Below are 12,511 nucleotides of genomic sequence, written 5' to 3'. Positions count from 1 at the left end.
CCAATGATCGAGCATGGCAGGACGCCAACCAACCATGGATAATAGCCGTAACCCGAGCCAGCGAGCGAGATCATGCCGCGCCGCCTGTTACAGCGCTACATGCCCCACCCGGACGTTCTCAAGCGCAACCGCTCGCTGCGCTTCATGAGCGGCCTGATCGGCAATGCCACGCTATGGGTGCTGACTCGCCGCTCGGTGGGCAATGCCTTCATGGTCGGGTTGTTCTGCGCCTTGCTGCCGATTCCCTTCCAGATGGTCGTCGCCGCGATGGGCGCCTGGCTGCTGCGCTGCAACCTGCCGCTCTCGGTGGGCCTGGTATGGCTGACCAACCCGTTGACCATGCCAATCATCTTCTATGCCAACTACCGCCTCGGTGCCTGGCTGATGAACACCCCGGCGCGCCACGTCCCCGAGCAGATCAACATTCACTGGATCGCTGCCAAGATGGCCGACATCCTGCCTCCGCTGATCCTCGGCTCGCTGGTCGCGGCGGTAACCCTGGGACTCGCCAGCAACCTGATCATTCGCCTGATATGGCGCTGGCACGTGGCACGCAGCTGGAAGCGCCGTGCCCGGCGGCGCCGCCACGCCGAACCGAACTAGCCCGCCGGCTGCAGGCGCCCGCCATCGAGGTGCAACACCCGATCCTGATGAGCCGCCAGACCGCGGTCGTGGGTCACCACGACGAAGGCGCAAGCGGCGGTCGCGGCGAGCTCGTCCATCAGCGCGAGGATGCTCGAGGCGGTGGCCTGGTCGAGGTTGCCGGTGGGCTCGTCCATCAGCATCACGCTGGGATCGGTTATCAGCGCCCGGGCGATCGCCACCCGTTGACGCTCGCCGCCGGACAGCTCGCCGGGCTTGTGGTCGGTACGTGGCGCCATGCCCACCTTGGCGAGGATTTCACCGGCCCGCGCCTCGGCGACCTTGCGCTTGAGACCGCGGATGAGCAGCGCCAGGGCGACGTTCTCGCGCGCCGTGAACTCGGCCAGCAGGTGGTGAAACTGGTAGACGAAACCGATATGCCGGTTGCGAAAGCGCCCCAGCTCGGCGGCGTCGAGCCCGGCCAGGTCCTGGCCGGCGATACGCACGGTGCCGCCACTTGGCTGGTCGAGCCCGCCGAGCAGATTGAGCAGCGTGGTCTTGCCCGACCCCGAACTGCCCACCACCGCCACGCGCTCGCCGGCGCGCACCGCGAGTTCGAGCCCGTCGAGCACGGTGACGTCCTGCGGGCCTTCGCGGTAGGTACGGCCCAGCCCCCGGCATTCGAGCATGACCTGACGCGTGTCAGCCTCGGCAGAAACAGAAAGTGTGGATCGAGATGCTTCATTCATAACGCAATACCTCCGCAGGCTGGACTCGCGCCGCCCGCCAGGCGGGATACAGCGTCGACAGGAAGCTCAGGCCAAAGGCCGCCGCGACGATCACGGCCACGTCGCTCCACAGCAGTTGCGAAGGCAGGTAGCTGATGAAATAGACATTGGGATCGAGGAACTGGATACCCGTGAGCGCCTCGAAGCCAGCAATGATGTCCGACACCGTCAGCGCCAGCCCGATGCCCAGGGCCACCCCCGCGACGATGCCGATCAGGCCGATCGTCAGCCCCTGGACGATGAAGATGCCCATGATGGTCCGCGGCGTCGCGCCCAAGGTCCGCAGGATGGCGATGTCGGCATGCTTGTCGGTGACCACCATGACCAGTGTCGAGACGATGTTGAACGCCGCCACGGCGACGATCACCAGCAGCAGCAGGCCGATCATGCGCTTTTCCATCTGAATCGCCTGGAACAGGTTGCCCTGGGTATAGGTCCAGTCGATGCCGCGATAGCCATAGCCCAGATCCTGGACGATCTCGCGGGTCAAGTCGCTGGCCAGAAACAGATCGTCGAGCTTGAGGCGCAACCCACCCACGTTGTCGCCCATCCGCGCCAGGGTCTGCATGTCCTGGATATTGGCGTAGGCCAGCCGCGCATCCAGGTCCGCACCGACCTTGAAGATGCCGCTGACCGTGAAGCGCTTGAGCCGCGGGAACACCCCCCCGGGGGTGATCGAGGCCTCGGGCACCAGCAAGGTGACCTGGTCGCCGACGCCGACGCCCAGATTGCGTGCCAGCAGATCTCCGAGCACGACATTCCAGTCGCCGGGGGTCAGGTCGTCCAGGTTACCCTGCGGCATGTTCTGGTCGATGATCGATACGCGCTTCTCGTACTTCGGCTCGATTCCCCAGACCAGCACGCCTTCGTTGCGCCCGCCGACCGAAAACATGCCCTGCTGCTGGATGTAGGGCGCGGCCGCCAGCACATGTTCGCGCTGCACCAGACGCTCGGCCAGCGGCTTCCAGTCGCTCATGCCCTGCGGCTTCTCGATGCGCGTGTGCGGCACCATGCCGAGCACCCGGGTACGCAGTTCATGATCGAAGCCATTCATCACCGAAAGCACCAGAATGAGCACCGCCACGCCGAGCATCAGGCCCAGCATCGAGGTCATCGAGATAAATGAAATGAAATGATTGCGTCGTTTGGCGCGCACGTAGCGCAGCCCGATCAGAAAGGGGAGGCGATCCAGCATCAACATCGGTTCCTTGTCGGCAGGCGACCCATGGTACGGTTTTTTTGGCGGCGACGCATCGCCGGGCCAAGCGACCCGGGACGACGCCTCGCCCGCCGCGTTCGATAAGGCTTGCATCGACCCCGGCGGCGACTACAATTGCGCCGCCCGGCTTGCGGCTCGCCCGCTACGATAGCCACCATGGAGACCCCATGACACAGCGTCTGTTCCCCGAATGGCACCTCCAGGATGCCATACAGCTTACCTGGCCCGGCGCGGAGAGCGACTGGGCACCGATCCTGCCACGCATCGAGGCGACGCTGGAGGCCATGGTCGTGACGATCGCCCGCCATCAGCGCGTGCTGATCAGCGTCGCCGACGAGGCCACCCGCCAACGCCTGGGGGCGAGCTTTCGCCAGCTGGGCATCGAGCGCGCCCGATTGCTGTTCGTGCTGGCGCCCAGCGACGACAGCTGGGCGCGTGACCATGGCCCGCTCGCCATCGAACGCAACGGCCGCGTGGTGCTACTCGACTACCGCTTCACCGGCTGGGGCGGCAAGTTTCCGGCGGCGCGCGACGACGCGCTGACGTCACGACTCCAAGCCGCCGGCGTGTTCGCCGCGCCCGTCGAGACGCGCGAGCTGATACTTGAAGGCGGCGCCATCGACAGCGACGGCGCAGGTACGCTGCTGACCACCGAGGCCTGCCTGCTCAATCCCAATCGCAACCCGCGGCTCGATCGTCAGGCGCTGGAAGCGCGGCTGCGCGACGAGCTGGGCATCGAGCGGGTACTGTGGCTGCGTCACGGTCACCTCGAGGGCGATGACACTGATAGTCATGTCGACACCCTGGCACGTTTCTGCGATCCGCAGACCATCGCCTACGTACGCTGCGACGATCCGACCGATTCGCATTATGCCGCACTGCGCGCCATGCAGGCCGAACTCGAGGCGCTGCGCCGCGCCGACGGCGAGCCCTACCGGCTGATTCCACTGCCCTGGCCCAGGCCCTGCTTCGACCCCGAAGACGGCCACCGCCTGCCGGCCACCTACGCCAACTTCCTGATCATCAACGGCGCGGTATTGGTGCCGGTCTATGCCGACCCCGCCGATGCCCGGGCGCTGGCGGCGCTGGCCGAGGCCTTTCCCGAGCGCGAAGTGATCCCCATCGATTGCCGCAGTGTGATCCGCCAGCACGGCAGTCTACACTGCCTGACCATGCAACTTCCGCGAGGCAGCCTGGCCGATACCGGGCTCTCACCTAACGACGAGGAGCGTTGAGATGCAAAAGACCCTCAAGGTGGGCCTGGTCCAGCAGCAGGCCTGGCCGGACAAGGCGCGCAGCCTGGAAGCCAGCGAAGCGGGCATCCGCGAGCTCGCCGAGCGTGGCGCCGAGCTGGTGCTGCTGCAGGAGCTGCATGCCACCCATTACTTCTGCCAGAGCGAGGACGCCGAGCTGTTCGACCTCGCCGAGCCGCTCGACGGCCCGACCGCCACCCGACTGGCGGAACTCGCCCGCGAGCTCGACATCGTGCTGGTCGGCTCGCTGTTCGAACGCCGCGCCGCGGGAGTCTATCACAATACCGCCGTGGTCATGGATCGTCATCACGGGCGCGTCGGCTTCTATCGCAAGATGCACATTCCCGACGATCCCGGTTTCTACGAGAAATTCTACTTCACCCCCGGCGACGCCGACGCCGAACAGGGCTTCGAGCCGATCGACACCTCGCTCGGTCGGCTCGGCGTGCTGGTGTGCTGGGATCAGTGGTATCCCGAGGCCGCCCGCCTGATGGCGCTGGCCGGCGCCGAGCTGCTGCTCTACCCCACGGCGATCGGCTGGCATCCGCCCGACGACCTGCCCGAGAAGGGCCGCCAGAAGGATGCCTGGACGCTGGTCCAGCGCGCCCACGGCGTGGCCAACGGCCTGCCGGTGCTGGTCGCCAACCGAGTCGGCAACGAGCCCGACCACAGCGGCGTCAGCGAGGGCATCCACTTCTGGGGCGGCAGCTTCATCTGCGGGCCGCAGGGCGAACTGCTCGCCCACGCCGGCGACGCGCCGGAAAACCTGCTGGTCGAACTCGACATGCGCCGCAGCGAGCATGTGCGCCGCATGTGGCCCTATCTGCGCGATCGACGCATCGACGCCTATGGCGACCTGACCAAGCGTTACCGCGACCGCTAGGAGTCGCCCCTACCACCCTCAGGTGCGACGCGTTGCCGCGCGTCGCCCGCCCCACGTTTGTCTTCGCCGATGATTGACTTAAAATGGCCGCCGGCCGCCCCGCGGCAGGAACCATCATCCGGCCCGTCCTTTACGCGGACGACCCACTGGAGAACGACATGAGTCAAGCCATCGTCGTGGCGGCGCTGTACAAGTTCGTCACGCTGCCCGATTACCAGGCCCTGCGCGAGCCGCTGCTCGAGGTCATGCGCGACAACGACGTCAAGGGCACCCTGCTGATCGCCGAGGAGGGCATCAACGGCACCGTCTCCGGCCCCCGCGGCGGGATCGACGCCCTGCTCGACTGGCTCAGGCGCGACGCGCGCTTCACCGATATCGCGCACAAGGAGTCGTACTGCGACGCCCATCCGTTCTACCGTACCAAGGTCAAGCTCAAGCGCGAGATCGTCACCCTCGGCGTGCCTCAGGTCGATCCCAATCGCAAGGTCGGCAGCTATGTCGAACCGACGGACTGGAACGCGTTGATCAGCGACCCCGAGGTGCTGGTGATCGACACCCGCAATGACTATGAAGTCGAGATCGGTTCCTTCGAGGGGGCGGTCAACCCCCGGACACGCTCGTTCCGCGATTTCCCCGAGTACGTCAAGGCCCACTACGACCCTGCCCGTCACAAGAAGGTGGCAATGTTCTGCACCGGCGGGATTCGCTGCGAGAAGGCCTCGAGCTACCTGCTCGATGAAGGCTTCGAGTCGGTCTACCACCTCAAGGGCGGCATCCTGAGCTACCTGGAACAGGTCCCCGAGCAGCAGTCGCTGTGGCGGGGAGACTGCTTCGTGTTCGACAACCGGGTCACCGTGCGCCACGATCTCAGCGAAGGCGAGTTCGACCAATGCCACGCCTGCCGACGGCCGATCTCCGAGCAGGATCGCGCCTCGCACAAGTACCGCCCCGGGGTCAGCTGCCCGCATTGTTGGGACGCGCTGCCCGAGAAGACCCGCGCGCGCGCCGCCGAGCGCCAGAAACAGATCGACCTGGCCAAGGCGCGGCGCAAGCCCCATCCGATCGGCCGCGACCCGCGCGCCGAGCAGGCCTGACTGGCCGAGGCGCTATTCCCAATCCATGGGGCAATAGCGTCTTTTAGGCCATCATGCCCGTGACAGATCTCTTCACGGCTTCTATGATTGGCTTGGATAACGGTATAAAAGGTCAATCGAAGGATGGAACTGCAATATCGCCTGCTCGCCGAACTGGAAGCCGCCTTTGATCGGCTGATCGAAAGCGTCGAGGGTTTGGCCACGCTCTATGAGCGCGCCCCCCGCCAGGCGTGGGCGCTCGACGAGCCTCACCCCGGCAGCGACTGGCTACGCCGGGCGCTGTTCGACTTCTGGTATCAGGATGGTCAGGACGGCCGTACCACCCGCAGTTACGTGGCGCTGATAGCCGCCGATGAAGCGCTCCTCGAGGCGGTGGCCAGCGTCAACCGCGCCAAGGCCGATTTTGCCGCGCTGCTCGCGCAGATCCGTCAGCAGGCGGCAATCCTCGTTCCGGAAATCAAGGCGGTACTGCCGTTTCGCCACCCGGCGTTGCACGACCACCTGCGTGGCCAGGGTCTCGCGCGGTTGCATCTCAAGCAATGCTGGCGACACATTCCGGTGGCCGACGCGCCAGTGTCGCGGATTAGGCTGGCCTGGTACAGCAGCGGGCGTTCGATCAAGCGGCTCACGGTACGCGAGGCCGAGCAGAAGCTGCTGGTACTCGACAGCGAGGCCGCCCACGTGCGTATCCAGCTCAGGCAACTGGCAGGCATCCCCGATGGCGAACCCTTGGCCCAGGTACAACGTCAGGCACCGGTCATGCGCGCCAACCTGTTCTTTCAGGAGCCCTTGGCCGATGGCCGCGAGCGGCGCGCCATGAACCTGCCGCTGCCGCTGTTCATCCCGGCAGCGGATGGCCGCCTGCCCCATCACAACGAGCCGTTACCGCGCCCACCCCGGGACCGGACGCGGGCACGCCGCAGCGATGAACGGCTCGAGGACGAGGTCTTCCTGCCCAGCCTGCGCGTCTATCGATACCGCAGCGTATAGGCGTCAGGCGTCATGATCGGTATCGGGCAGGTGCTTGAAGCGCACGTAACGATGCAGACGAATCAACGGCCGCAGCAATAGCTGAAGGCTGCCAATGACGAACAGCCAGACCCCCAGCGTCTTGACACTGCCTTCGAAGAAGAAACACACGCTGCCCACCGTAAACCACACGCCGAGCATGACGTCGTTGACGATGCTGAGGACTTCATAGCGCTGATGAATGACCAGCTCTTCATGGCCGATGGTGAAGGTCCAGTCGCGACTGCCGGCATGGCGCTCCCGGCGCATGGCAAGGCTCCTGTCTGTCATTGGGCGAACCGGCCCGCCGCGACGGGCCGGGCTTTTCGAGAAATCAGAACAAGCGATTCAGACCGTTCTGAGCCGCCACCCGGTAGGCTTCCGCCATGGTCGGATAGTTGAAGGTGGTGGTGATGAAGTACTTGAGGCTGTTGGCCTCGCCGGGCTGACGCATGATCGCCTGGCCGATGTGGACGATCTCGGAGGCCTGGTCGCCGAAGCAATGGATGCCCAGGATCTCCAGGCTGTCGCGATGGAACAGGATCTTGAGCATGCCCACGGTATCGCCGGTGATCTGCGCCCGTGCGGTGTCCTTGAAGAACGCCTGGGCCACCTCGTAGGGCACCTTGGCCTCGGTGAGTTCGCGCTCGCTCTGGCCGACCGAGCTGATTTCCGGAATCGTGTAGATGCCGGTGGGAATGTCCTCGACGAACCGGAACGGCTCGTCGAGAAAGTCGTCGCTGGCGCTGCGCCCCTGATCGTAGGCGGCACTCGCCAGGCTCGGCCAGCCGATCACGTCGCCCACCGCGTAGATGTGCGGGATCATCGTGCGGTAATGCTCGTCGACCGGCAGCTGGCCGCGTCCGTTGGCTTCGAGGCCGACGTTCTCGAGGCCCAGTTCATCGGTGTTGCCGGTGCGGCCGTTGGCCCACAGGAAGGCGTCGGCACGCAGCTTCTTGCCCGACTTGAGATGCACCACCACGCCCGCCTCGTCGCCCTCGATTCTCTCGTACTCCTCGTTGTGGCGCACCAGCACGCCGTGCTGACGCAGGTGATACGAGAGCGCATCGCTGATCTCGTCGTCGAGAAACGACAGCAATCGATCACGCGTATCGATCAGATCGACCTTGACTCCCAGCCCCGAGAAGATCGAGGCATATTCGGAACCGATGACCCCGGCACCGTAGATGATCAGGGTTCGCGGGGTGTGGGACACGCCGAGAATGGTATCCGAGCAGTAGATACGCGGGTGACGGAAGTTGACATCGCCCGGCCGGTAGGGCCTTGAGCCGGTAGCCACCACGATGCGCTGAGCGACCAGTTCCTCGGCGCCTTCGTGGTTGTCGCGTACCACCAGGGTGTGCTCATCCTTGAAGCGCGCCACGCCGAAGAACACATCGATCCGGTTACGTGCATAAAAGGTGGTGCGCATCTCGACTTGCTGTTCGATGGTCGCTCGCGAGCGCTCGAGCACCCTGGGGAACGAGAACCAGCGCGGCTCGCCGATATCGCGGAACATGCGGTTGGTATTGAACTGCATGATCTGCTTGACCTGATGACGCAACGCCTTGGAAGGAATCGTCCCCCAGTGCGTGCAATTACCACCCACCGCTGGCTGCTTTTCGATCACCGCCACGCGCTTGCCATGCTTGGCAGCGTTGATCGCCGAGCTCTCACCGGCCGGGCCGGTACCGATCACCACCACATCGTAGTTATGCACTGCCATTGGCTGTCGCGTCTCCTCTACTGAGTGGTAACTGCTTGTGAGTGGTAACTGCTTGGCCGCGAATCACTTAACGCTGCGTGGCGTCGTAGCCGAGATCAAGCCCACGCTGGCTATCGGCACTGCGCCGCGTCCGGCCGCCACGCTTGCGGTTTTCTTCTTCGCAGACCTCGTCCTTGCCGCCGCAGATATCGCAGCCATCCTTGAGGCCCAGATTGTTCAGGCCGCCACACGAACCGCTGATCGGCTTGCGACCGAGAATCACGCCGATCGACATCGCCGCGACCAGCAGCAGCATGGCTATGAAAACTATCAACCAGAGCGTCATGATCCCTCCTCCTCGCCGACCGTCTCGGCTCCTTCCATATAAGGAGCGAAGGCCGGACTCATGCGTGTTTCGAACCCGTCATCGGTTCTGACAACGAAATACACTGCAATGTTTTCACGTTTGGCCATTTCCAGCCCGGCCCGTTCACCCATCACCGTGAACGCAGTGGCCAAGGCATCGGCGGTTGCGCAACGTTCATCAATGACCGTCACCGACGCCACCCGATTGGTGATGGGCCGTCCCGTACGCGGGTCGATGGTGTGCGAATAGCGCACACCGTCGCTGACGAAATAGTTGCGGTAATCGCCCGACGTGGCCACCGCGACGTTGCCGAGATCGATGACCCGCTGCACACTTCGCTCGCTGGAGATGGGTTTTTCGACCGCGATGCGCCACGGCTTGCCGCCCGGCTTGGCGCCATGGGTGCGAATCTCGCCACCGACCTCGACCAGGTAGTCCTCGAGGCCTCGACTTTCGAGATAGTCGGCGACGCGATCAGTGCCATACCCCTTGGCAATGCCCGACAGATCGACGTAGACGGGCTTGCGCTTGGTCAGCGTATCGCCCTCGAGCACAAGCGCATCAATATCAACCCGCGCCAATGCCTTGGCCAGCTCGGCGGAGTTTGGCACCCGCTCGGGACGCCCCTTGGGCCCGAACCCCCACAGGTTGACTGCCGGGCCGACGGTGACATCGAAAGCGCCGTCCGACAACCGGGCAATGCGCAGCGCTTCTCGTATCACTTCCGCCGTGGCCGGCGACAGGAAGAACGGCACGCCCACCGGGTAGCGGTTGAACCGTGACAGCTCGGAGTCTTCCCGGTAGGTCGACATCAACGCATCGACCTGCTCGAGCTGGCTACGTATGCCCGCATCGAGCGATTCGATGGTTGCCTCGTCCAGTGCGGCATACACCGTCACATTGTACCCGGTGCCGAAGATCGGCCCCTCGAAGCGGTGAGCCTCGACCTGTGGCGCACGCTCACACCCCGCCAACGACACCAGAGCCAACGCCGCAACCAGTGTCACTATCAATGACAGGGCCGCATGCGGCCCTGTCGGTGTACGCCGACGGCCGTCGCTCATCCGCCGAAGTCATCCAGCATGATGTTCTCCGGCTCGACGCCCAGGTCGGTGAGCATCTTGATCACCGAGGCGTTCATCATCGGTGGCCCGCACATGTAGTACTCGCAGTCCTCGGGTGCCGGGTGGTCCTTGAGGTAATTCTCGTAGAGCACGTTATGGATGAAGCCGGTGGGGCCTTCCCAGTTATCCTCGGGCTGCGGATCCGACAACGCCAGGTGCCAATCGAAGTTGTCGAACTCCTCGGCCAGCTGGTCATACTCGTCATTGTAGAAAGTCTCGCGCCAGGAGCGCGCGCCGTACCAGAACGAGATCTTGCGCTTGGATTCGAGGCGCTTGAGCTGGTCGAAGATATGACTGCGCATCGGTGCCATGCCGGCGCCACCGCCGACGAAGACCATCTCGGCATCGGTGTCCTTGGCAAAGAACTCGCCGAATGGTCCCATCACCGTGATCTTGTCGCCCGGCTTCAGGCTGAAGACGTAGGTCGACATTAACCCCGGCGGATGGCCGGAGTTGGGCGGCGGCGTGGCGATCCGGATATTGAACTTGAGGATGCCCTTTTCTTCCGGGTAATTGGCCATCGAGTAGGCGCGAATCACTTCTTCTTCGTCGTTCTTGTGGGAGACGTTGAAGAGATTGAATTTCTCCCAGTCGCCGCGGTATTCCTCGTCGATATCGAAATCGGAGAACTTGATGTCGTAGGACGGCGCCACCAGCTGCACGTAGCCGCCGGCGCGGAAGTCGACGTTCTCGCCCTCCGGCAGCTTGAGGTTGAGCTCCTTGATGAAGGTGGCGACGTTAGGGTTCTCGATGACCTCGCATTCCCACTTCTTGACGCCGAAGACCTCTTCGGGAACCTCGATGCGCATGTCCTGCTTGACCGGCACCTGACAGGAGAGCCGCCAGCCCGCCTTCTTCTCGCCCATGGTGAAGTGCGACTCCTCGGTCGGCAGGATCGAGCCGCCGCCCTCGGTGACCCGGCACTTGCACTGGGCGCAGGAGCCGCCGCCACCGCAGGCGGAGGACAGGAAGATGCCGTTGGACGCCAGGGTCTGCAACAGCTTGCCGCCGGCCTGTGTCGTCAGGGTGTTGTCGGGGTCCTCGTTGATCTGGATCGTCACGTCGCCGCTGCTGACCAGCCGGCTGCGCGCGGCCAGGATGATCGCCACCAGGCCAATGACGACCACGGTGAACATGACCACGCCGAGCACGATAATCGATGTATCGACCATGTCGAATTCCTATATCTCGTTGTACTTACAGCTGAATGCCGGAAAAGGACATGAAGCCCAGAGACATCAGGCCAACGGTGATGAAAGTGATTCCCAGCCCGCGCAGGCCGGCCGGCACGTCGCTGTACTTGAGTTTCTCGCGGATGCCCGCCAGCGCGGCGATAGCCAGGGTCCAGCCGGCGCCGGCGCCGAAGCCATAGATAACCGATTCGGCGAAGCTGTAGTCGCGCTGCACCATGAACAGCGACGCGCCGAGGATCGCGCAGTTCACGGTAATCAGCGGCAGAAAGACCCCCAGCGCGTTGTAGAGCGCCGGCACGAACTTGTCGAGGAACATCTCGAGGATCTGCACGATCGCCGCGATCACGCCGATATAACTGAGCAGCCCGAGAAACGACAGATCGATGCTCGCCGCCCCTTCGATACCGGTCCAGCTCAGCGCCCCCTCCTTCAGCAGGTAATTCAGGATCAGGTTGTTGACCGGCACGGTGATCGCCAGCACCACGATCACGGCGATGCCCAGCCCGATGGCCGAGGAAACCTTCTTCGATACCGCCATGAAGGTACACATGCCAAGGAAGAAGGCCAGTGCCATGTTCTCGACGAACACGGCCTTGATGAACAGGCTCAGGTACTGTTCGAACATTTTACACGGCCTCCTTGACCTTGGTGTTGGTCGTGATCTTGAACTCGTTCTCCTCGACCTGTTCGGGATTGAGGCTGCGCAGCCCCCAGATGATCAGGCCGATGACGAAGAACGCCGAGGGCGGCAGCAGCATCAGGCCGTTGGTCACGTACCAGCCACCCTCATTGACGGGTGCCAGCACCGTGTAGCCGAACACCGAGCCGGAGCCGAACAGTTCGCGGAAAAAGCCCACGACCAGCAGCATGACGGTATAGCCCAGGCCATTGCCGACACCGTCGAGAAAGCTGATCACCGGGCCATTCTGCATGGCAAAGGCCTCGGCACGCCCCATGACGATGCAGTTGGTGATGATCAGGCCGACGAACACCGACAGCGATTTGGAGATTTCATAGGCATAGGCCTTGAGGACCTGGTCGACGACGATGACCAACGAGGCGATGATCGTCATCTGCACGATGATGCGAATCGACGAAGGAATCTGGCTACGAATCAGCGATACAAAGAAACTCGAAAAGGCGGTGACGGCAATGACCGCCAGGCTCATGACCAACGACGTGCTCATGGAATTGGTCACTGCCAGCGCACTGCAGATACCCAGAATCTGCAGTGCAATCGGGTTGTTCTTGAAGATCGGCGTGGTCAGCACGCCTTTGGGCGTATAGGCAGCCAT

14 protein-coding genes are annotated in these 12,511 nt (G+C 63.8%); 5 read left to right on the top strand and 9 right to left on the bottom strand.

Translation table 11 applies throughout. The features are described 5' to 3' along the window. Positions 1–72: 72 nt before the first annotated feature. Positions 73–603, top strand: coding sequence for a DUF2062 domain-containing protein (locus K7I12_RS04465; protein WP_231663174.1), 531 nt, complete (start codon positions 73–75; stop codon positions 601–603). On the opposite strand, the gene K7I12_RS04460 is transcribed toward K7I12_RS04465, so the two are convergent. Both K7I12_RS04460 and K7I12_RS04455 read right to left on the bottom strand, forming a co-directional pair. Beyond that, entirely contained in the window at positions 600–1,331 is a 732-nt protein-coding gene (locus tag K7I12_RS04460) for an ABC transporter ATP-binding protein (RefSeq protein WP_031383918.1), read from the bottom strand. The genes K7I12_RS04465 and K7I12_RS04460 overlap by 4 nt on opposite strands. After that, positions 1,324–2,565 (bottom strand): lipoprotein-releasing ABC transporter permease subunit, encoded by a 1,242-nt coding sequence (locus K7I12_RS04455; protein ID WP_031383919.1) that lies wholly within the window; start codon positions 2,563–2,565, stop codon positions 1,324–1,326. Before K7I12_RS04455 ends, K7I12_RS04460 begins: the two co-directional genes overlap by 8 nt. A 191-nt stretch (positions 2,566–2,756) precedes the next feature. On the opposite strand from K7I12_RS04455, the gene K7I12_RS04450 reads away from it, so the two are divergent. From K7I12_RS04450 to K7I12_RS04435, 4 genes are all read left to right on the top strand, one after another. Further along, positions 2,757–3,824 carry an agmatine deiminase family protein gene (locus K7I12_RS04450; RefSeq protein WP_231663172.1) on the top strand — a complete coding sequence of 356 codons (1,068 nt, stop codon included), beginning with the start codon at positions 2,757–2,759 and terminating at the stop codon, positions 3,822–3,824. A gap of 1 nt (position 3,825) precedes the next feature. Continuing rightward, entirely contained in the window at positions 3,826–4,725 is a 900-nt protein-coding gene (locus K7I12_RS04445) for a carbon-nitrogen hydrolase (RefSeq protein WP_231663170.1), read from the top strand. Positions 4,726–4,883: 158 nt separating this feature from the next. After that, entirely contained in the window at positions 4,884–5,819 is a 936-nt protein-coding gene (gene trhO / locus K7I12_RS04440; protein WP_231663169.1) for an oxygen-dependent tRNA uridine(34) hydroxylase TrhO, read from the top strand. Between the two features lie 123 nt (positions 5,820–5,942). Next, positions 5,943–6,809, top strand: coding sequence for a DNA replication terminus site-binding protein (locus tag K7I12_RS04435; RefSeq protein ID WP_231663166.1), 867 nt, complete (start codon positions 5,943–5,945; stop codon positions 6,807–6,809). A gap of 3 nt (positions 6,810–6,812) precedes the next feature. On the opposite strand, the gene K7I12_RS04430 is transcribed toward K7I12_RS04435, so the two are convergent. From K7I12_RS04430 to K7I12_RS04400, 7 genes are all read right to left on the bottom strand, one after another. Next, positions 6,813–7,097, bottom strand: a complete 285-nt coding sequence (locus K7I12_RS04430) for a YrhK family protein (RefSeq protein WP_231663164.1) — start codon at positions 7,095–7,097, stop codon at positions 6,813–6,815. A 64-nt stretch (positions 7,098–7,161) separates the two neighbouring features. Then, the gene (sthA, locus tag K7I12_RS04425; protein WP_231663162.1) at positions 7,162–8,553 is read right to left on the bottom strand and encodes a Si-specific NAD(P)(+) transhydrogenase; all 1,392 of its coding nucleotides are present in this window, start codon (positions 8,551–8,553) and stop codon (positions 7,162–7,164) included. A 67-nt stretch (positions 8,554–8,620) separates the two neighbouring features. Continuing rightward, the gene (nqrM, locus tag K7I12_RS04420) at positions 8,621–8,878 is read right to left on the bottom strand and encodes a (Na+)-NQR maturation NqrM (protein WP_031383926.1); all 258 of its coding nucleotides are present in this window, start codon (positions 8,876–8,878) and stop codon (positions 8,621–8,623) included. Next, positions 8,875–9,963 (bottom strand): FAD:protein FMN transferase, encoded by a 1,089-nt coding sequence (locus K7I12_RS04415; protein WP_231663161.1) that lies wholly within the window; start codon positions 9,961–9,963, stop codon positions 8,875–8,877. Before K7I12_RS04415 ends, nqrM begins: the two co-directional genes overlap by 4 nt. Beyond that, positions 9,960–11,195: an NADH:ubiquinone reductase (Na(+)-transporting) subunit F gene (gene nqrF / locus K7I12_RS04410; RefSeq protein WP_231663159.1), complete on the bottom strand. Its 1,236-nt coding sequence runs from the start codon at positions 11,193–11,195 to the stop codon at positions 9,960–9,962. The genes K7I12_RS04415 and nqrF overlap by 4 nt, the downstream gene beginning before the upstream one ends. A gap of 25 nt (positions 11,196–11,220) precedes the next feature. Then, on the bottom strand, positions 11,221–11,841 hold the full coding sequence (gene nqrE, locus K7I12_RS04405; protein ID WP_031383929.1) for an NADH:ubiquinone reductase (Na(+)-transporting) subunit E: 621 nt from the start codon (positions 11,839–11,841) through the stop codon (positions 11,221–11,223). Position 11,842: 1 nt separating this feature from the next. After that, positions 11,843–12,511 carry an NADH:ubiquinone reductase (Na(+)-transporting) subunit D gene (locus K7I12_RS04400; RefSeq protein ID WP_031383930.1) on the bottom strand — a complete coding sequence of 223 codons (669 nt, stop codon included), beginning with the start codon at positions 12,509–12,511 and terminating at the stop codon, positions 11,843–11,845.

The sequence above is a fragment of the Halomonas sp. IOP_31 genome (assembly GCF_021151495.1).
GTDB classification, from domain to species: Bacteria; Pseudomonadota; Gammaproteobacteria; order Pseudomonadales; family Halomonadaceae; genus Modicisalibacter; species Modicisalibacter zincidurans.
This window is presented reverse-complemented; position numbering and strand designations above follow the sequence as displayed.